19 protein-coding genes are annotated in these 19099 nt (G+C 68.7%); 3 read left to right on the top strand and 16 right to left on the bottom strand.

Annotation, left to right across the window (positions count from 1 at the left end; all coding sequences use genetic code 11):
- The first annotated feature begins 355 nt into the window (after nt 1–355).
- Nucleotides 356–3526, top strand: a complete 3171-nt coding sequence (locus tag ACIA03_RS19790; protein ID WP_396985604.1) for an SNF2-related protein — start codon at nt 356–358, stop codon at nt 3524–3526.
- Nucleotides 3527–3617: 91 nt separating this feature from the next.
- Here ACIA03_RS19790 and ACIA03_RS19785 read toward each other — a convergent pair whose 3' ends face one another.
- The 12 genes from ACIA03_RS19785 to ACIA03_RS19730 form a co-directional block, all read right to left on the bottom strand.
- A complete protein-coding gene (locus ACIA03_RS19785) occupies nt 3618–4778 on the bottom strand; it encodes an MFS transporter (protein ID WP_396985602.1) in 1161 nt (386 codons plus the stop codon).
- Between the two features lie 43 nt (nt 4779–4821).
- Nucleotides 4822–5430: a DUF1707 and DUF4870 domain-containing protein gene (locus ACIA03_RS19780; RefSeq protein WP_396985600.1), complete on the bottom strand. Its 609-nt coding sequence runs from the start codon at nt 5428–5430 to the stop codon at nt 4822–4824.
- A gap of 104 nt (nt 5431–5534) precedes the next feature.
- On the bottom strand, nt 5535–5981 hold the full coding sequence (locus ACIA03_RS19775; protein WP_396985598.1) for a DUF2550 domain-containing protein: 447 nt from the start codon (nt 5979–5981) through the stop codon (nt 5535–5537).
- 21 nt (nt 5982–6002) lie between these two features.
- On the bottom strand, nt 6003–6395 hold the full coding sequence (locus ACIA03_RS19770) for a F0F1 ATP synthase subunit epsilon (RefSeq protein WP_328529275.1): 393 nt from the start codon (nt 6393–6395) through the stop codon (nt 6003–6005).
- Entirely contained in the window at nt 6395–7831 is a 1437-nt protein-coding gene (gene atpD / locus ACIA03_RS19765) for a F0F1 ATP synthase subunit beta (RefSeq protein WP_396985595.1), read from the bottom strand. The genes ACIA03_RS19770 and atpD overlap by 1 nt, the downstream gene beginning before the upstream one ends.
- Nucleotides 7832–7857: 26 nt before the next feature.
- Nucleotides 7858–8784 carry a F0F1 ATP synthase subunit gamma gene (locus tag ACIA03_RS19760; RefSeq protein ID WP_396985593.1) on the bottom strand — a complete coding sequence of 309 codons (927 nt, stop codon included), beginning with the start codon at nt 8782–8784 and terminating at the stop codon, nt 7858–7860.
- Nucleotides 8785–8787: 3 nt separating this feature from the next.
- Nucleotides 8788–10428, bottom strand: a complete 1641-nt coding sequence (atpA, locus tag ACIA03_RS19755; RefSeq protein WP_396985591.1) for a F0F1 ATP synthase subunit alpha — start codon at nt 10426–10428, stop codon at nt 8788–8790.
- A gap of 78 nt (nt 10429–10506) precedes the next feature.
- On the bottom strand, nt 10507–11319 hold the full coding sequence (locus ACIA03_RS19750; protein WP_396985589.1) for a F0F1 ATP synthase subunit delta: 813 nt from the start codon (nt 11317–11319) through the stop codon (nt 10507–10509).
- Nucleotides 11319–11855 (bottom strand): F0F1 ATP synthase subunit B, encoded by a 537-nt coding sequence (locus tag ACIA03_RS19745; protein WP_396985587.1) that lies wholly within the window; start codon nt 11853–11855, stop codon nt 11319–11321. The genes ACIA03_RS19750 and ACIA03_RS19745 overlap by 1 nt, the downstream gene beginning before the upstream one ends.
- Before the next feature lie 26 nt (nt 11856–11881).
- Nucleotides 11882–12094, bottom strand: a complete 213-nt coding sequence (locus ACIA03_RS19740; RefSeq protein WP_141795487.1) for an ATP synthase F0 subunit C — start codon at nt 12092–12094, stop codon at nt 11882–11884.
- A 76-nt stretch (nt 12095–12170) separates the two neighbouring features.
- Nucleotides 12171–12977: a F0F1 ATP synthase subunit A gene (gene atpB, locus ACIA03_RS19735; protein ID WP_396985584.1), complete on the bottom strand. Its 807-nt coding sequence runs from the start codon at nt 12975–12977 to the stop codon at nt 12171–12173.
- 113 nt (nt 12978–13090) lie between these two features.
- A complete protein-coding gene (locus ACIA03_RS19730; protein WP_396985582.1) occupies nt 13091–13459 on the bottom strand; it encodes a hypothetical protein in 369 nt (122 codons plus the stop codon).
- Between the two features lie 360 nt (nt 13460–13819).
- Here ACIA03_RS19730 and ACIA03_RS19725 point away from each other — a divergent pair, with 360 nt between their 5' ends.
- Nucleotides 13820–14029, top strand: a complete 210-nt coding sequence (locus ACIA03_RS19725) for a hypothetical protein (protein ID WP_396985581.1) — start codon at nt 13820–13822, stop codon at nt 14027–14029.
- Between the two features lie 106 nt (nt 14030–14135).
- On the opposite strand, the gene ACIA03_RS19720 is transcribed toward ACIA03_RS19725, so the two are convergent.
- From ACIA03_RS19720 to prmC, 3 genes are read right to left on the bottom strand one after another with little or no spacing between them, the layout of a single operon-like run.
- Nucleotides 14136–15311: a glycosyltransferase family 4 protein gene (locus ACIA03_RS19720; RefSeq protein ID WP_396985579.1), complete on the bottom strand. Its 1176-nt coding sequence runs from the start codon at nt 15309–15311 to the stop codon at nt 14136–14138.
- Nucleotides 15311–16042 carry an L-threonylcarbamoyladenylate synthase gene (locus tag ACIA03_RS19715; RefSeq protein WP_396985577.1) on the bottom strand — a complete coding sequence of 244 codons (732 nt, stop codon included), beginning with the start codon at nt 16040–16042 and terminating at the stop codon, nt 15311–15313. Before ACIA03_RS19715 ends, ACIA03_RS19720 begins: the two co-directional genes overlap by 1 nt.
- Nucleotides 16039–16896, bottom strand: a complete 858-nt coding sequence (gene prmC, locus ACIA03_RS19710; protein WP_396985575.1) for a peptide chain release factor N(5)-glutamine methyltransferase — start codon at nt 16894–16896, stop codon at nt 16039–16041. The genes ACIA03_RS19715 and prmC overlap by 4 nt, the downstream gene beginning before the upstream one ends.
- Nucleotides 16897–17071: 175 nt before the next feature.
- Between prmC and ACIA03_RS19705 the strand changes: the two genes are divergently transcribed.
- Nucleotides 17072–17746, top strand: coding sequence for a hypothetical protein (locus ACIA03_RS19705; protein WP_396985573.1), 675 nt, complete (start codon nt 17072–17074; stop codon nt 17744–17746).
- Nucleotides 17747–17955: 209 nt separating this feature from the next.
- Here the strand turns inward: ACIA03_RS19705 and prfA are convergent, their stop codons facing one another.
- Nucleotides 17956–19035 (bottom strand): peptide chain release factor 1, encoded by a 1080-nt coding sequence (gene prfA, locus ACIA03_RS19700; protein ID WP_396985571.1) that lies wholly within the window; start codon nt 19033–19035, stop codon nt 17956–17958.
- Nucleotides 19036–19099: the final 64 nt, after the last annotated feature.

Raw genomic sequence — 19099 nt, 5'->3', positions numbered from 1 at the left:
GGAACGAACGACGGACATCATGGCAGATATACGACACGTCATATTCCCGCCATGGCGGTTCGACTTGCAATCACCGGCAACTTGGCCGAAAGTATTCATCGCCACCTCGGTCCGGATCCCCCCGCTCGGATCGAGGTGGCTTTCCTTTTGCGCGACGAAGTCATCCCGATCGGTTCGGATTCGGTTGCTCGGGACACGCAGCACGGCGTGCGTCTATGCAGGCCGGTGAATGCACTGGAACCCCGGCGCTGGGCGCCGCTGGTCTAGACCAGCGCCTCCGCAACGAACGAGACGCTGCTCACCACGAGCGTCCACGAAGTCGCAGAACCCGCCTCATGCTGGAAGAATGGATCGGGTGCCCTTGCTCGAAGCTCTCACGAACGACCTGCTCCGCGAGACCTTCGACCCCCAGACCATCGAGCGCGGCGCGGCCTACGCAGCCCAGGGCCGGGTCGGGGAGCCCCAGGTCACCGAGATCGGCAGCAGCACGCTGCGCGCGGCCGCCGAGGTCAGGGGCACCAGTCCGACCCCCTACCGCACGACCCTCAACCTGGAGTCCCGCAACGGCGTCGCCAGGGTGACGAGCTCGTGCAGCTGCCCCGTGCACAACAACTGCAAGCACGGCGCCGCCCTCGGGCTGGTCCTCGCCGGCTCGCGCACCGCGACGACGCCGCAGGGCCCGTCGTGGGAGACGGAGCTGCGTACGCTCCTGGGCCAGCTCGCCGAGGACAACAAGCCCGAGGACGACCTGCCGGCGCTGGCGCTCGAGATCGACGTGCACAGCCCGCGGTCGGCCATGGGGGGCTCCCCCACCGTCGAGCTCAGGCCGATGCGGATGGGCAACCGCGAGCGCTGGGCGAAGACCGGCGCCGACTGGGCCAACATCCCCAGCGCGCTGCCCGGCAAGGACTTCCCGCGCAGTCAGCTGCTCCCGCTGCAGGAGCTGGCCCGGCAGCTGCGGCCCGACCGGCTGCTCTACGCCCGCGGCTCCTCCCTCAGCCTCGCCGACTTCGGTGAGCATGCGGTCGGCCTGCTCCGCGACGCGATCCGTGGCGGCGTGACCGTCCTGCCCGGCGAGAACGTACGCGGCGTGGTGATCTTCGACGAGCCGCTCTCGCTCGCCGGGGAGCTGCGCCGCGAGGACGGCGAGGCCGTGCTCCGCTTCGGCCTGGCCCACGGCGACCGGGTCTACGCCGGCCCGACGGTGCTCCCGATCGGTCGCCCGACCCGCTCGGTGGGCGTCCTCGATGCCGGGGTGCTCCATCTCGGCGACCTGTCCGGACCGCTCTCGACGCACGCACAGCGGCTGGTGACCGCGCGCGACCCGCTGACCGTCCCCGAGCCGGAGATCGGCACGCTGAGCGCCCTGCTGGGCCCGTTGGCCCGTCTGGTGCCGCTGCGCTCCTCCGACGACTCCCTCGACATCCCTGAGCCTCCCGCACCGCGCCTGACCCTGACAGTCACCTGGCGCAGCTCGACGCATGCCACGCTCGGCTGGACGTGGGCCTACGGCGTACGTCACTACCCGGTGGACTCGCGCGAGGACCTCGGCCTGGTCCGTGATCCGGCCGCGGAGGCCGTGCTTCGCGACAAGGTCTCCGCCGAGCTGCTCCGCAAGCAGGAGGTGCGTGACGGCGATGCGCTCGCGCTCGCCATCCACGATCTCCCGGCGCTGCGTGAGATCGAGGGCGTCGAGGTCACCGAGGTGGAGCGGCCCGACTTCCGCGAGACCGACGAGGACCCCGAGATCTCCTTCGAGGTCACCTCGCCCGAGGGTGCCTCCCTGGGCGGCCAGGACTGGCTCGACCTGCAGGTCGTGATCCGGATCGGCGGAGAGGCTGTCCCGCTGCCCGACGTGCTCGGGGCGCTCACCCGCGGCGACGACCACCTGATCCTCCCCAGCGGCACCTACATCACCACCGACCGCCCCGAGCTCGACCGGCTGCGCAACGTCGTCGAGGCCGCCGGACAGCTCCACGAGCGCACCGGCGACGGGCTCGCCGTCGGCAAGCACGACCTCGGCGTCTGGGCCGAGCTCGCTGAGCTGGGCGTGGTCGACCAGCAGGCCGCCGAATGGGTCCAGCGCGCCCAGGCGCTGCGCGACCTGCGCGAGATCCCACGGCCTTCCCCGACCGGTCTCGCGACCGAGCTGCGCCATTACCAGCTCGACGGCTTCCACTGGCTGGCGTTCCTGCACGACCAGGGCCTCGGCGGGATCCTCGCCGACGACATGGGCCTCGGCAAGACGCTCCAGGTGCTGGCCACGATCTCCCACGCCGTGCACACGCAGCCGGGTCCGCGCGCCCCCTATCTCGTGGTGGCGCCGACGTCGGTCGTCCCGGCCTGGGTCCAGGAGGCCCGCCGCCACACCCCCGGTCTCCGGGTGAGCACGGTGAGCAAGCGCGTCGACTCCGTGGCCGAGGCCCGCGAGGACGCCGACGTCGTGGTCACCACCTACGCCATCCTCCGGCTCGAGCAGGACGCCTTCGCCGGGCGCCCCTGGGCCGGCCTCGTCCTCGACGAGGCCCAGCAGGTCAAGAACCACCAGTCCAAGACGTACGCCGCGGCCCGCCGCATCGACGCCCGCTGGCGTCTCGCGGTGACGGGCACGCCGTTCGAGAACCGGCTGATGGAGCTGTGGGCCCTGCTCTCGATCACGGCGCCGGGCCTCTACCCCAGCCCGCGGATGTTCCGGGACGCGGTGGTCTCGCCGGTGGAGAAGTCGGGCGACGACGGGGCGCTGCGCCGGTTCCGCACCCGGCTGCGCCCGTTCCTGCTGCGGCGTACGAAGGAGCTCGTCGCCGACGACCTGCCGCCCAAGCAGGAGCAGGTGCTCGGCGTCGACCTCAACCCGGCCCACCGCAAGATCTACGACGCCCACCTGGCCAAGGAGCGGCAGCGGATCCTGCACCTGCTCGACGACTTCAACGACAACCGGGTCGCGATCCTGAGTGCGCTGACCAGGCTGCGGCAGCTCTCCCTCGACCCCGGTCTGGTCGACCCCGATGACGACGACGTCGGTTCCGCCAAGCTCGACACCCTCGTCGACCACATCGAGGAGCTCGCCGCCGAGGGTCACAAGGCACTGGTCTTCAGCCAGTTCACCTCCTTCCTCGGCCGGGCGCGCACCCGGCTCGCCGAGGCCGGCATCGACGCCGCCTACCTCGACGGCGCCACCCGCGACCGCGGTGCGGTGATCGAGAGCTTCCGCGACGGCGATGCGCCGGTCTTCCTGATCTCGCTCAAGGCCGGTGGCGTCGGCCTGACGTTGACCGAGGCCGACTACGTCTTCGTGCTCGACCCGTGGTGGAACCCCGCCGCCGAGGCCCAGGCCGTCGACCGCGCCCACCGCATCGGCCAGACCCAGCACGTCATGGTCTACCGGCTGGTGTCGACCGACACGATCGAGGAGAAGGTCATGGAGCTCAAGGAGCGCAAGGCCGAGCTCTTCGCCAAGGTCGTCGACGGCGAGGGGGCCATGGGCTCCACCATCGGCGCCGACGACATCCGCGCCCTCTTCGTGTAGTCGAGTCGGCGCATCTGCCTCCCCGTGTAACACGTCGTTCGTAGGACTACTCGCCCTATCAGAACGACCGGATAGTCCTACGAACAGCGTGTTACAGGGCCCGCCGCCGCGCCACCGTGGCCGCGAGGGCCGCCGCCGGGAGCATCAGGACGGCGACGACCAGGAGGGCCCGCAGGGTGCCGATCTGGTCCCCCACGGCACCCAGGATCGGCGGGAAGCCGAGGAAGGCTCCGTAGGCGAGCGTGGAGACGACCGAGACGCGCGCCGCTGCCCGGGTCTCGTCGTCGGCGGCGATGCTGATCCCGAGCGGGAATCCGAGGGCGGCGCCGAAGCCCCACAGGACGATCCCGGCCAGCGCGAGCCCGAAGGAACCGGCGAAGACGGTCACCACGATCCCGGCACCCGCCAGCGCCGCCGAGGTGATCAGGACCGGCTGCCGGCCGACCCGGTCGATCACCTTCGCACCGGCGAAGCGGGCGAGGCTCATGCAGAAGACGAACGCCGCGTAGCACGCCACCCCGACCCGGTGACTCACGTCGTAGCCGTCGATCATCGCCAGCGAGACCCAGTCGTTGGCGCTCCCCTCGGCGGCGGCGAAGGCGAGCACCATCAGCCCCAGCAGCAGCGTGTGCGGCGAACGCCAGGCGGCGAGCAGCTCCCGCCGCGGCGAGTGTCCCTCCGGGGGTGCCGCCGTGGGGAGGAAGCCCGCGGTCCCCCACCAGCAGAGCGCCAGCGCGACGGCCGCGACGCCGGCGACGTGCCACACCGTCGGCAACGTACCCACCAGGGCGATGCCCAGCAGCCCACCGAGCACGGTGCCGACGCTCCACATCGCGTGCAGCTGCGGCATCAGCGTCTTGCCGCCGAGCCGCTCGACCGCGGCACCCTCGACGTTCATGGCGACGTCCCAGACCCCGTAGCCGACGCCGTACGCCACCAGGAACAGTGCCACCAGCCACGCCTGTCCCAGCCAGCTGCCGGAGACCGCCACCAGGGTCAGGGCGGCGGCGCAGAGCATCGCGCAGCGGCGTACGACCCGGGCGGCGCCCCAGCGCATCACCAGTCCCCCGGCCAGCGGCAGTGCGGCGACGGATCCGATGCCCATCGCCAGCAGCATCAGGCCGATGGCCGAGTTGTTCAGGCCGAGGCTCTCGCGAAGCGCGGGGATGCGGGAGATGAAGGTCGCGGACAGCAGGCCGTTGGTCGCGAACGCCACCACCGATCCGGCTTGGGCACGGCGAAGAGGCGTCACAGGTAAAGGCTAGTGACCCCGGGGGCCGCGCCCAGGTGCGGGATCAGTCCTGCTTCTTCTCGTAGGGGCCGCCGCGGCCGAAGATCGGCAGCACCCACGGCTGGCGCAGCGGCGCGCCGGCGAGGGCGACGACCGCGAAGGCGGTCGCGAGGACCCAGGCGATCCCGTAGAGCGCGCCACCGAGGCCGAAGGTCACGATGGTGACGGCGAGCAGGGTGAGCTGCAGGTTGAGGGCGCCGGCGGCGTGGTGCTTCACGAACTCGGAGCGCTTGCCGACGGTGTAGTAGAGGATCGCGGGACCGACGACGACCGGCACCCAGGTCGTGGCCTGGGCGAGCGCGGCCAGCAGCCGCTCCTCGGTGGTCGGCGGCGGCAGCAGGTCGCGAGCCGGCTTCGCCGGCGCCGGGGCCGGCGTGGGCTGCGCGACCAGGTCGCGGGTGATCGGCTCCAGGGCGGCGTACGTCTTCGCCTTCATGGTCAGATCGAAGCGGACGTCGAACTCGGCCTGGTCGAGCCGGCCGTCGGCGTAGGCGGCCTTGAGCAGGTCGATCACGCGGTCGCGGTCGGCGTCGGTGCAGCGAAGCTCGTCACCGGCGGGCGGAGCGGGCGGGGTGGGCTGTGCTGGAATGGGAGCGGAAGCGGTTGAGGACATACCTCAACGATCCGCCCACGCAGCCCTCCGGACAATCAGGGAATCCCCCGAAAGCAAACCGACCGACCCCGGTGTTGCGCCGGAGGCAGTCGGAGGAAGACGCGTCAGAAGACGATCCAGGTGGACCGGGTCGGGCGGGACTCCAGCCAGGCCTGGAAGCCGATCAGGGTCTGCTGGTCCATCGCCAGGTCGATGTGCTCGCCCTTGACGTCGCAGGTCACGATCAGGCTCTCGGGGTAGAGGACCAGCTCCTCGATCCCCTCGGGAGAGCGGCTGGAGATGTAGGACATCTCGGTCCGGCGCCAGACCCGTTTGGGCTTGGGTGAGAGCGAGAAGATCCGGAACCACTCCAGCTGAGCGTCACCGGAGTAGCGGCCGATACCAATGACCCAACCGCGCCCGGGACTGGTGTCCCGGACGCGGTGGCTCAGTTCGAAGACGCCGCCGTTGCGAGCGAGCAGGCGGCGGCGTACGGCAATCCCGATGCCATAGGCGAGGACAAGCAGAAGCGATGCGGCCACCAGGACCAAGAGCAGCTCCCACCATGCCATCCGGGTATCGCCCCTCTTTCCCTATGAGGCCTTCTCGACAGCGCGGATGCGTGCCTCGGCATGACGGATGCGCTTCTCGGCGTCGTTGTTGGTGCCGAGCAGGCGACGGGCCTCCTCGAGCTCGACCTGAGCTTGGTTGAGGTCGATCTCGTGGGCCAGCAGCACGTGCTCGGACAGGATCGAGACGCGGTCGTTGGCCACCGAGAGGAAGCCACCGTCGACGGTCGCGATGACCTCGGTGCCCTCCTCCGGAGTGATCTCCACGACCGCCTCGGTGAGCGCCGACAGCACCGGCGCGTGACCGCGCAGGATGCCGACATCACCGTCGACCGTTCGGGCGATGACCATGGTGGCCCCGCCGCTCCAGACCACACGGTCTGCAGCGACGAGCTCCACCTGAAGTGCGTCCGTCATCAGAGGCTCTTCTGGATCTCGGCCCACTTCGCCTCGACGTCGTCGAGGCCACCGCACATGAAGAACGCCTGCTCGGCGACGTGGTCGTACTCACCCTCGGCGATCTTGTTGAACGCCTCGATCGTGTCCTTGACCGGAACCGTCGAGCCCTCGATGCCGGTGAACTGCTTGGCGACGTAGGTGTTCTGCGAGAGGAACCGCTGGATCCGGCGAGCGCGGGAGACGATGATCTTGTCTTCCTCGGAGAGCTCGTCGACACCCAGGATCGCGATGATGTCCTGCAGCTCCTTGTTGCGCTGGAGGATCTGCTTGACGCGGACGGCGCAGTCGTAGTGGTCCTGGCCGATGTACTGCGGGTCCAGGATTCGCGACGTCGACGTCAGCGGGTCCACCGCCGGGTAGATACCCAGCGAAGCGATCTCACGGGAGAGCTCGGTGGTCGCGTCGAGGTGGGCGAAGGTGGTCGCCGGAGCCGGGTCGGTGTAGTCGTCGGCCGGCACGTAGATCGCCTGCATCGAGGTGATCGAGTGACCACGCGTCGAGGTGATCCGCTCCTGGAGCTGACCCATCTCGTCGGCGAGGTTGGGCTGGTAACCCACGGCCGAAGGCATCCGGCCCAGCAGGGTCGAGACCTCGGAGCCCGCCTGGGTGAAGCGGAAGATGTTGTCGATGAACAGCAGCACGTCCTGGCCCTGGACGTCGCGGAAGTACTCCGCCATCGTCAGCGCCGAGAGGGCCACGCGAAGACGCGTGCCCGGCGGCTCGTCCATCTGGCCGAAGGTCAGGGCGACCTTGTCGTAGACGCCGGCCTCCTGCATCTCGTGGATGAGGTCGTTGCCCTCACGGGTGCGCTCGCCGACACCGGCGAACACGGAGACACCACCGTGGTTCTTGGCGACTCGGGCGATCATCTCCTGGATGAGGACGGTCTTGCCGACGCCCGCACCACCGAAGAGGCCGATCTTTCCACCGGTCACGTAGGGGGTGAGGAGGTCGATGACCTTGATGCCCGTCTCGAACATCTGGGTCTTGGACTCGAGCTGGTCGAAGGCCGGAGCCTTGCGGTGGATGCCCCAACGCTCCTTGACCTCGACCGTGGCCGGGTCGACGTCGAGGATGTCACCGGTCGCGTTGAACACGTGGCCGAGGGTGGCGTCACCCACGGGAACCGTGATCGGACCCCCGGTGTCACGCACCGAGGAGCCGCGGACGACGCCGTCGGTCGGCTTCAGCGAGATCGCTCGGACCATGCCGTCACCGATGTGCTGGGCAACCTCGAGCGGCAGGGTCGTCGTCTCACCGCTGATGGTGACATCGACCTCGAGCTTGTTGTAGATATCCGGCATGGCGTCGACGGGGAACTCCACGTCGACGACCGGGCCGATCACGCGGGCGATGCGGCCCGTCGTGGTCTTCTCGTCAACCTGTGCGGTCATTTTCTAGTCAGTCTTTCTGTGGGTTCTCAGTCGTTCGCAGCCTGGGCATCGGCGAGCGCGTTCACGCCGCCGACGATCTCGCTGATCTCCTGGGTGATGCCTGCCTGGCGAGCCTGGTTGGCAACCCGGGTGAACTTCTTGATGAGCTCGTCGGCGTTGTCGGTAGCCGACTTCATCGCCTTCTGACGCTGGGCCAGCTCGGAGGCGGCGGCCTGCAGCAGCGCGAACCAGATCCGGCTCACGACGTACTGCGGGAGCAGCGAGTCGAGCACGGCCTCGGCCGACGGCTCGAACTCGTAGAGCGGCAGGACGTCGCCCTCGGCCGGAGCCTCGGTGCCCTCCACGACCTCCAGAGGCAGGAGACGTACGGCGGTGGGCTTCTGCGTCATCATGGTGACGAACCGCGTGTAGACCACGTGGACCTCGTCGACGCCGGGAGCAACCGCGGTCTCCGCCTCGGTGCCCTCGACGAAGACCTCGATCAGCTTCTCGCCGATCTCCTTGGCCGCTTCGTACTCCGGGCGGTCCGAGAAGCCGGTCCAGGCCTGGGCCACGGAACGGCCGCGGAACTTGTAGAAGGCCTCCGCCTTGCGTCCGGTGACGTAGAGGTCGACCTCCTTGCCCTCGGCCTTGAGCTTCTCGACCAGGCCCTCGGCCTCCTTGAGCACGCTCGAGGAGTAGGAGCCGGCCAGACCACGGTCGCTGGTGACCACCAGCACGGCGGCGCGGGTGGGCGCCTCCGGCTCGGTGGTCAGCGGGTGGTCCACGTTGGAGTAGGTCGCCACCGCAGAGACGGCGCGGGTGAGCTCACGGGCGTACGGCGCGGCCGCATTGGCCCGCTGCTGCGCCTTGATGATCCGGGACGCAGCGATGAGCTCCATGGCACGCGTGATCTTCTTCATCGACTCCGTCGACTTGATCCGCGCGCGGAGTTCACGCACTGACACGGCCATGGGTCAGCCCCGCTTCTGCTTGACGATCTGCTCCTGCTCGACGTCCTCGTCAGCCAGGGCCTCCTCCTTGGCGGAGCCCGGCTTGATCGAGGCACCCTCCGAGGTCTCGAACTGGTCGAGGAAGGCGTCGTAGGCGTCGTTGAGCGCGGTCTCGGTGGAGTCCTCGAACTTCAGGGACTCGCGGATCGCGGCCAGGATGCCCTCGTGGGAGCGGCGCAGGTAGTCGAGGAACTCCTGCTCGAACTTGAGCACGTCCTCGGTCGGGACGATGTCCAGGCGGCCGGTGGTGCCCAGCCACAGCGAGACGGTCATCTCGTCGATCGGGTAGGGCGAGTAGGCCGGCTGCTTGAGCAGCGCCATCAGGCGCTGACCGCGGGCCAGCTGCTGCTTCGAGGCCGCGTCCAGGTCGGAGGCGAACATCGCGAAGGCCTCCATCGCGCGGTACTGCGCGAGGTCGACCTTGAGCGAGCCGGTGACACCCTTGAGCGCCTTGGTCATCGCCGCGCCGCCGACGCGGGAGACCGAGACACCGACGTCGATCGCCGGACGCTGGTTGGCCGCGAACAGGTCGGACTGCAGGAAGATCTGACCGTCGGTGATGGAGATGACGTTGGTCGGGATGAACGCCGAGACGTCGTTGGCCTTCGTCTCGATGATCGGCAGACCGGTCATCGAGCCCGCGCCCATCTCGTCGGAGAGCTTCGCGCAGCGCTCCAGCAGACGGGAGTGCAGGTAGAAGACGTCACCCGGGTAGGCCTCACGGCCCGGCGGGCGGCGCAGCAGCAGCGACACGGCGCGGTAGGCCTCGGCCTGCTTGGTCAGGTCGTCGAAGACGATCAGGACGTGCTTGCCCTCGTACATCCAGTGCTGGCCGATGGCCGAGCCGGTGTAAGGAGCAAGGTACTTGAAGCCGGCGGAGTCGGAGGCGGGAGCGGCCACGATGGTCGTGTACTCCAGCGCGCCGGCCTCCTCGAGGGCACCACGCACGGAGGCGATGGTCGAGCCCTTCTGGCCGATGGCGACGTAGATGCAGCGAACCTGCTTCTGGGGGTCGCCCGAGTCCCAGTTCTGCTTCTGGTTGATGATCGTGTCGATGGCGACCGTGGTCTTACCGGTCGCACGGTCACCGATGATCAGCTGACGCTGGCCACGGCCGATCGGGGTCATCGCGTCGATCGCCTTGATGCCGGTGGCGAGCGGCTCGTGAACCGACTTCCGCTGCATCACGCCGGGAGCCTGGAGCTCCAGGGCGCGGCGGCCGACCGTCTCGATGTCGCCGAGGCCGTCGATCGCGTTGCCGAGCGGGTCCACGACGCGGCCGAGGTAGCCGTCACCGACGGGGACCGAGAGAACCTCGCCCGTACGTCGGACCGACTGGCCCTCCTCGATCTTGTCGAAGTCGCCCAGGATGACGACACCGATCTCGCGGGTCTCGAGGTTCAGGGCGAGACCGAGGGTCCCGTCCTCGAACTCGAGGAGCTCGTTCGCCATGGCCGAGGGCAGGCCCGAGACCTGGGCGATGCCGTCAGCGGTCCGCGCGACAGTGCCGACCTCCTCGGTCTTCGCCGCCTCGGGCTTGTAGTCCGCGACGTACTTTGCCAGCGCGTCCCTGATCTCGTCGGGACGGATGGTGAGCTCCGTCATCTCTGCCTTCTCTCTCGTTCTTACGTCGAAGTCTGTGTCACACAGGGGTCATACGGCCAGTTGAGCCGTGATGCCGGATCAGCCGGCGAGTGCTCGCTGCGCCCCGTCGAGGCGGCTGGAGATGGTGCCGTCGATGACGTCGTCACCGATCGAGACCTTGATGCCGCCGACGATGGCCGGGTCGACCACGATGTTCAGGTGGACCTCGCGGCCGTACTTCTTCGCGAGGGCCGCAGCCAGGCGGGTGGTGTCAGCCTCCGAGAGCGGGGCGGCCACGCGGACGACCGCGGTGCCTTCGCCCGCGACCGCGGCGGCGACCTTCTGGTATTCACCCAGCGCGGCCGTGGCGGTGCGGTAGGTGCCCGCCAGCGCCTGCTTGGTCAGGGTGACCGTCGCCGCCAGCGCCTTGCCGCCGAGCAGGTCGTCGACCAGCGTCACCTTGTCCGCGGTCGTGCGAGCCGGGTCGGAGAGCGCGTCGCGCAGCTCCGGCGTCTCCTGCACGGCCTGCTGGACCGCGAAGAGCTCGTCGGCGAGGCGCTTGGCCTCGCCGCCGGCGCTACGGATCGCGGCGATCTCGCTGAGTCGCTCGACCGCATCGCTCAGGTCACCGGCGTGCGTCCAGCGGTGCTTGACCGCCGACTCGACCACGCCGAGGCCCGTCGCGTCGACCTTCCCACCGAACAGCTCGCCGACGAGGCCGGTCTTGGCCTCTGCCGGCACCGACGCGTCGGTGACGAAGCGGCGCAGAGCAGCTTCGGTGCGGAAGGTCTGGGAGACCTCGAAGAGGGTGTCGGCCGCCTTCGCCGCCGCCTCGGGAGAGGCGGAGACAGCGGTCTTCAACTCCTCGGTCAGGGCGGCAACGGCCTCGGCCGACGCTCCACGGAAGTCCATCAGTGAACCCCTGCCTCGAGGTCGGCGAGGAACCGCTCGACCACACGGCTGGAACGCTCGTCGTCGTCGAGGGACTCCCCGACGATGCGACCGGCGAGACCAGTGGCCAGCGAACCGACCTCGGTCTTCAGCGACGTAGCAGCCGCCTGGCGCTCGGCCTCGATCTGCGCCTTGCCGGCGGTGATGATGCGCTCGGCCTCGGCCTGTGCCTCGGCACGAAACTCGGCCTTGATCGCGGCGCCCTCCTCGCGAGCCTGCTCGCGGATGCGGGCCGCCTCGTGGCGGGCGTCGGCCAGCTGAGCCTCCAGCTGGGCGAGCTTGGCATCGGCCTCGGCCTGCTTGGCGTTGGCGTTCTCGATGCCGCCTTCGATCGCCGCGGTCCGGTCGGCATACGCCTTCTCGAAGTTCGGAACGATGAACTTCGCGACTCCCACGAAGAGGAGGGCGATGACGATGACACCGAGGATGATCTCCGGCACGTGCGGGACCAACGGGTTGATCTCGGTCTCCGCAGCGGTTACCTGGGTAAGGATCATGTCGGAACCTTCAGTAGTTCCCTACGTCAGCGAAGGACGAAGGCGAGAGCCAGGGAGATGATGAAGAACTGCTCACAGAGAGCGAAGCCGAGGATCGCGATCGCCTGCAGGCGGCTCTGGGCCTCCGGCTGACGGGCAACACCGGCGACGTACGCGGCGAAGATCAGACCGACACCGACACCCGGGCCGATGGCGGAGAGGCCGAGGCCGATGATTCCGAGCTGTCCCGACAGTTCCATGGGATTTCCTTCCGGTTGTGACGCGATCTGCGTCAGTTGTTATGCGTCGACTTGGGTTGGCTGATAAGACGAGGCGTCAGTGCTCGTCGGCGACCGCCCCGGCGATGTACATCGCCGAGAGCAGCGTGAAGACGTAGGCCTGCAGGAACATGATCAACATGTCCAGGAAGGACACCATGATTCCGAGCAGGAAGGCGAAGAGGCCGGCGGCAATGCCCTGCCAGGTCGGTGCGTAGTGCAGGAGCAGCCAGGCACCGCCGAGCGAGAACAGCGCCACCAGCAGGTGGCCGGCGAACATGGTCGCGAAGAGACGGATCGCCAGCGTGAACGGCCGCACGATGATGTTGGAGAGGAACTCCAGCGGGACCATCATGATCAGGATCGGGCCGCTGACACCGCCGGGCACCGTCTGGAGCTTGAGGTAGCCGACGAAACCGTGCTTCGCGATACCGACGATGTTGTAGATCAGCCAGGTGATGGCCGCCAGGGCCGCCGTGTAGCCGATGTGCGACATCGTCGGGAACTGGATCAGCGGGATGATCCCGTAGAAGTTGTTGACCAGGATGAAGGTGAAGACCGTGAACAGGTACGGCACGAACCTCATGTAGTCGTGGGAGCCGATGATGTCGCGCGCGATGGAGTTGCGGACCATCCCGTAGACGTACTCACCGGCGAACTGCAGCCGACCCGGAACCACCGCGGCCTTGCGGGAGGCCGCGTAGAAGAAGCCGAGAACGATCACGACGGACAGCAGGACCAGGAGGCTCACCTTGGTCAGGGCCCAGTCGCCGGACCCGACGATCGGCGGAAGGAAGAAGTCCGCGGGCCCCGGGATATGAGGCCCCGACTCCGACGCCATAACGGTGGCGGCAAGCGACTTCACGCTGTCTCCTGTTTGTTCGAACTTACGATTCTGGGTGGCGAGCCTCAAAGGCTCGGGCATCATCCCGGCAGCCGCCCCCGACGGCCCGGACGATATCAGGCGCTACTGGCGGGTCACGAGTCTGCCCCGGGCAGGTCGAAGAGCGGGATTCGCGCGCGTCGCACCAGGAACGCGAACGTGGTCGTCCAGGCGACGGTGAGCGCCATGACCGAGAAGGCTGCCGGACGTACGACAGCGTCTCCCCCGGTCTGCGAAACGACCAGCAGGACGATGAAGAGAACCATGCCTGACAGCGTGAAAACACCGACCGCGGCGGGCAGCGACAGGGCCGGCGACTTCGCCGCGATCCAGAACATCGCCCACGAGCCGACTGCGAGCACGACGACGGTGGCGATCGAGCCGATCGCGGCACCGGTCAGACCAGTGGTCCCAGCAAGAACAAAGGCCACCACGAGGGCGGCGAGCACAGCAATTGCGGACACTGCGGCAGAACCTCGCAGCACCTTGGTCTTGCTGGTTGCGGTCGTCATCGTCGGCGGCCGTTCTCTCTGGGGGCATTTCACGTGTTCAGGAGCGTATCCCGAACGCTCGTGAAAACTATCACAAGCGTGTTTGGGTGCCCTAATTGATCGATCAAGGTGGCGCTCCGAGCTGCAGGTCATGCGGTCGAGACGGCTGAGGCACCCGGCCGTGGGACCCGAACGCGGCAGCGATGGTCAGGAACTACCCGCACTCGCACACGCGCCCTGGAACCGCGGAATGCATCCCTGGTCGCCGGCACGCCCCTCGTGCTCACGGCATCGCCGGCGAACGCTGCCACTAACTGCACGGCCACGAAACAGGTGAAGCACCAGACCGGGCTCGACTACTACCGTGCGGCTGTCAGGTGCACGTCGATCGGCTCCTCCTCCAAGGTCCGCGCCACGCTCGACAGGTCGGGGGCCGTCGACAGGCACTCAGCCTGGTTCACGACGACGAACAAGACCTACTACACGAACTACGCCAGCTGCTACGCCGGTTGCAGCGCTAGGGCCGATACCGCGGCTCGCTAGCCGCAGGGGAACCATCGGCAGGTCGGGCAATGCTGGTGATGACCTTGCCCGACCTGCCGGTTGGGAGCGGCTGAGATTCGATCTCGGCCTCCCGGGTTCAGAGCTTCTACTTGACCTGGTGCTCCAGCGGTGTGACTTCCTCGGGGACCTCGAGGAGCTTGTCGGTGCGCTCGCCGCGGATCTTGGGGAGGACGAAGGTGAGCAGCACGATGAGGGCGGTGGCGACGACGACGCCGATGATGACGACGGGGCCGCGGTAGAGGGTGACGAAAACCGAGCCGAAGGACATCAGGCCGGCCCAGAGCCACATGATCAGGACCGCACGGCGCTGGGAGTGGCCGATCTCGAGAAGACGGTGGTGGAGGTGCTTCTTGTCCGCGGCGAAGGGGGACCGGCCGGCGCGGGTGCGGCGTACGACGGCCAGCACCAGGTCGACGAGAGGCACCACCAGGATCGTCAGGGGGAGCAACAGGGGCAGGAACGTCACCAGGAGCGCGGTGGAGGCGTCGAAGGCGTTCACGTTCAGGCCGCCGGCGTTGTAGGAGCCCGAGAGGGTGACGGCGCTGGCGGCGAGAATCAGGCCGATCAGCATCGAGCCGCTGTCGCCCATGAACAGCCGGGCGGGGTGCCAGTTGTGGATCAGGAAGCCGACGCAGGCTCCGGCGAGCGCGACGGTCAGGAGCGCCGCGGTCGAGGCGCGACCGATGTCGTTGATCCGGGTGAACTGGTAGCAGAAGAGGAACAGCGCCAGCGCGCCGATGCCGACGACGCCGGCGGCCAGACCGTCGAGGCCGTCGATGAAGTTGACCGCGTTGACCACGGTGATCACGACGAGCCCGGTGAGCAGCGCGCCCTGGGCCGGGTCGATGGAGAACTGGGTGCCGTCGGGGAACGTGATCAGGCTGTACTGCAGGTTGAAGCCCACCAGGATCGCGGTCGCCAGCACCTGACCGCCCAGCTTGGTGAGCGCATCGAGCTCGAAGATGTCGTCGACGACACCGACGATGCAGATCAGCGCGCCGGCGAGGATGACCACTCCGGTGTCCTGCAGCACGAAGTCCGGGGCGTCGGCCAGGAACGGCAGCTCCCGGGCGACCAGGTAGGCCGCGATCAGGCCACCCAGCATCGCGACACCGCCCATGTAAGGGATCGGAACGGCATGTACGTCACGGTCGCGGACCTTCGCGACGGCCCCCGTGCGCATCGCGAACTCGCGGGCGACGACGGTGAGCAGGTAGGTCACCACGGCGGCGACCAGGAAGAGGAGGACGTAGGCGCGCATCAGGCTTCTGTGTCGGCGTCCGTGGCGGGCAGGTCGGTCTCGGCCTCGGCTGCCGGATCAGGATCACCGGGTCGGCGGATGGCGACGTCGTGCTGGGCGAGGATCTCGTTGATCCGGTCGATGCTGATCGCGCCCTCCCGGAGCACCTTCGGCTCGTCCCCGGTGGCGGAGATGATCGTGGACGCCTCACCGACGGGCGACTCGCCCCCGTCGAGGATGGCCTTGACCATCCTGCCGAGCATCTCGTCGGCCTGATCGGCGTTGGTCGCGGCCGGCATCGTGGTGCGGTTGGCCGAGCTGGTCGCGAGCGGACCGACCCGGTCGATGATCCGGCGCAGGATGTCGGAGTCGGGGATGCGTACGGCCACCGTCTGGCGGGTCTCGCCCAGGTCCCACTGCAGCGATGGCTGCTGGTGGAACACGACCGTCAGCGCGCCGGGCCACAGCTCCTCGACGAGGGTGCGGGCCCAGTCGGGGATCCGGGTCGCGAGGGCGTCGAGGGTGGCGACGTTGGAGATCAGCACCGGCGGCGGCATCGCGCGGCCCCGGCCCTTGGCGGCGAGCAGACCGGCCACCGCGCCCTTGTCGAACGCGTCGGCCGCGACGCCGTAGACCGTGTCGGTCGGGACGATCACGAGCTCGCCGGCCTGAAGGGCCGCCGCAGCAGCATCGATCGCCTTGGTCTGCTCGTCCTCGGTCGCGATCGGGTAGCGCTCAGTCACAGTGCTCATGTTGCCAGTTGCGCGGTCGTGAAGCGCGGACGGCCTGCCAGATCGAGATGATCGCGTACGTCCTGCCATCGCCCGGTGGCGGCGAAGACGGCGGGCGCCCCGCCGTTGTCGGCGTTCGGCCCCTGCTCGTCGGCGTGCTCGAAGCCGACCACTCCCCCGGGCCTGAGCAGCTCGGCAGCGCGTCGTTCCAGGACCCGGATCGCGTCCAGGCCGTCCTGGCCGGAGAAGAGGGCGAGGTCGGGGTCGTGGTCGCGTGCCTCGGCGGCGACCGACTCCCAGGCTTCGAGCGGGATGTACGGCGGGTTGCACACGAGCACGTCGACGGTGCCGTCCAGGTCGGCGAACTCGTCGGCCATGTCGCCCTGCCGCAGGTCCACGCCGGTGCCGGTCAGGTTGCGTACGGCCCAGGGGTAGGCGTCCTCGGAGAGCTCGACCGCATGCACGTCGGCGCCCGGGACCTCGTCGGCGATGCTCTTGGCGATCGCTCCCGATCCGGTGCAGAGGTCGACGACGACGGGGGTGTCGATCGCGGTGGCCCGGTCGATCGCCCAGCCGGCCAGCAGCTCGGTCTCGGGCCGGGGCACGAAGACGCCGGGGCCGACGGCGAGCTCGACGTGCCGGAAGTACGCCACCCCGGTCAAGTGCTGCAACGGTTCGCGCTCCGCACGCCGGGCGAGCAGGTCCGCATAGGCCTTCTCGTGGTCCTCCGACACGTCGTCGACGAGGAAGAGGCGGTTGCGGTCGATGCCGAGCACGTGGGCCAGCAGGATGGCCGCATCGGCGTCGGGACTCTCGATTCCGGCCTCTTCGAGCTGCTTTCGGGCACTTGCCTGAAGTGTGCGCGGGGCGGTCATGGGCAACTGCTCCTGAATGTGTTAGTCATGCTTTACCCGGCTGAGGGTAACGTTCGGGCGCCTCAAGGGTTCTTCGGGTCATATCGGGGGACGCGGGTTTGGCCGCACACCTCGCCGGGCGCTGTGCTGCCCCACCATCACACCCGAGAACTCCCCCGGAAGGAAACATCACCCCATGAAGTGGCTCTTGCTGCTTGCACTCATCCTCGTCCTCGCCCTGCTGATCTGGTTCTTCTTCGGACGGTCGATCCGCAAGGACGCCAAGGCCGCACACCGAGCCGACAAGGACCACCCGGCCACCGAGACCACCAGCGCACCCGTCGCGGCTGCCGCCGTCCCCGCGGAGGCGTCCGAGACCGAGTCGGCTGCACAGGAGCCCGCTGCTGAGGTTGCTGCTGACGAGGCTCCGGCTGCTGAGGAGCCGGTCGAGGCCGCTGCCGACACCGAGAGCGCCGAGACCGCCGACACCGCCAAGGCCGCGGACGAGGTGACCGACGCGGACACCGCTGCCGTCGTCGCGGAGGCCGAGAGCGTCACCGCGGCCGCCGCTGCCGCCGACGAGGCCGCCGAGGGGGCCACCGCTGCCCCCGTCGTCGAGCCTGAGCCCGCCCCGGCCGCCGAGGCGCCCGCCGCGGCCAACGGTGCCCCCTACGCCGGCGCGGTGCTGCCGGCTGCCGACGGAAGCAGCTCGGACGCTGCGTACGAGATCAAGGGCAGCAGCGGGAAGAAGTACCACACCACGGCGAGCCCCTACTACAGCCGCACGAAGGCAGCCGTCTACTTCGACTCCGAGGAGTCGGCCGAGGCGGCCGGCTTCGTCATCGGCTTCAAGAAGAAGGCCACCGCCTGAGCAGCCCCAGCAGATGCTCGAAGGTCGCAGTCACCCGGTGACTGCGACCTTCGAGTTTCCGCGAAGAGTCAATTTCTGACGCCGAGGAGTCGATCTCTGACAGCGAATGTCAGTTTCTGACCGCCACATCGAACTTCACGCCGGCCTACTGACCCCTCGGCCTCAAGAACTGACCCCTCGGCCTCAAGAACTGACGCCTCGGCGCTGGGTCAGGAGTCGAGCGAGGCCAGGCGGGCCGCCAGATCGGCGTCCACGGCGCTGCCGATCACCGGCTCCAGGTCGCCGTCGAGGACCTGGTCGAGGTTGTAGGCCTTGTAGCCGGTGCGATGGTCGGAGATGCGGTTCTCCGGGAAGTTGTAGGTGCGGATGCGCTCGGAACGGTCGACGGTGCGCACCTGGGAGCGACGGGCGTCGGAGGCCTCCGCGTCGGCGGCGTCCTGCGCGGCCTGGAGCAGTCGCGAGCGGAGCACGCGCATGGCCTGCTCCTTGTTCTGCAGCTGCGACTTCTCGTTCTGCATCGAGACCACGATGCCGGTGGGGATGTGGGTGATCCGGACCGCCGAGTCGGTGGTGTTGACCGACTGGCCGCCGGGGCCCGAGGAGCGGTAGACGTCGATGCGGAGATCGTTGTCGTTGATCTCGACGTCGATCGGCTCGGCCTCGGGAACCACGAGGACGCCGGCCGCCGACGTGTGCACCCGGCCCTGCGACTCGGTGACCGGCACCCGCTGGACGCGGTGGACGCCGCCCTCGAACTTGAGCAGCGCATAGGGAGCACGGCCCGGCTCGGAGTTGCCCTTCGCCTTCACCGCGACCGTGACCGACTTGTAGCCGCCGAGGTCGGACTCGTTGGCGTCGAGGAACTCGAGCTTCCAGCCCTGACGCTCGGCATAGCGGGTGTACATCCGCAGCAGGTCACCGGCGAACAGGGCCGACTCCTCACCGCCCTCGCCCGACTTCACCTCGAGGATGGCGTCCTTGTCGTCGGTCGGGTCACGGGGCACGAGCAGGCGGCGCAGCCGCTCCTCGGCCTCCTCGCGCTGCGGCACGAGCGCCGCGGCCTCCTCGGCGAACGCGGGGTCCTCCCCCGCCAGCTCGCGGGCGGCCTCGATGTCGTCACCGAGCTGCTGCCAGGAGCGGTAGGCGTCGATGATCGAGCTCAGCTCGGCGTACCGCTGGTTGAGCTTCTTCGCCAGACGCGCGTCGGCATGGGTCTCGGGCTCGGCGAGCCGCTTCTCCAGCCCCTCGTGCTCCTCGATCAGCCCTTCGACTGCTTCAAACTGTGACATCTCCGCCTCGCTTCGTACGCCGGTGAAACCCTCCAAACACGCCAGCGCCGGCCACCTGCGGAGC

It is taken from the genome of Nocardioides sp. NPDC051685 (genome assembly GCF_044453405.1).
Classification (GTDB): domain Bacteria; phylum Actinomycetota; class Actinomycetes; order Propionibacteriales; family Nocardioidaceae; genus Nocardioides.
Note: the sequence above shows the minus strand (reverse complement) of the source record. Positions and strands in the feature narration are given on the sequence as shown.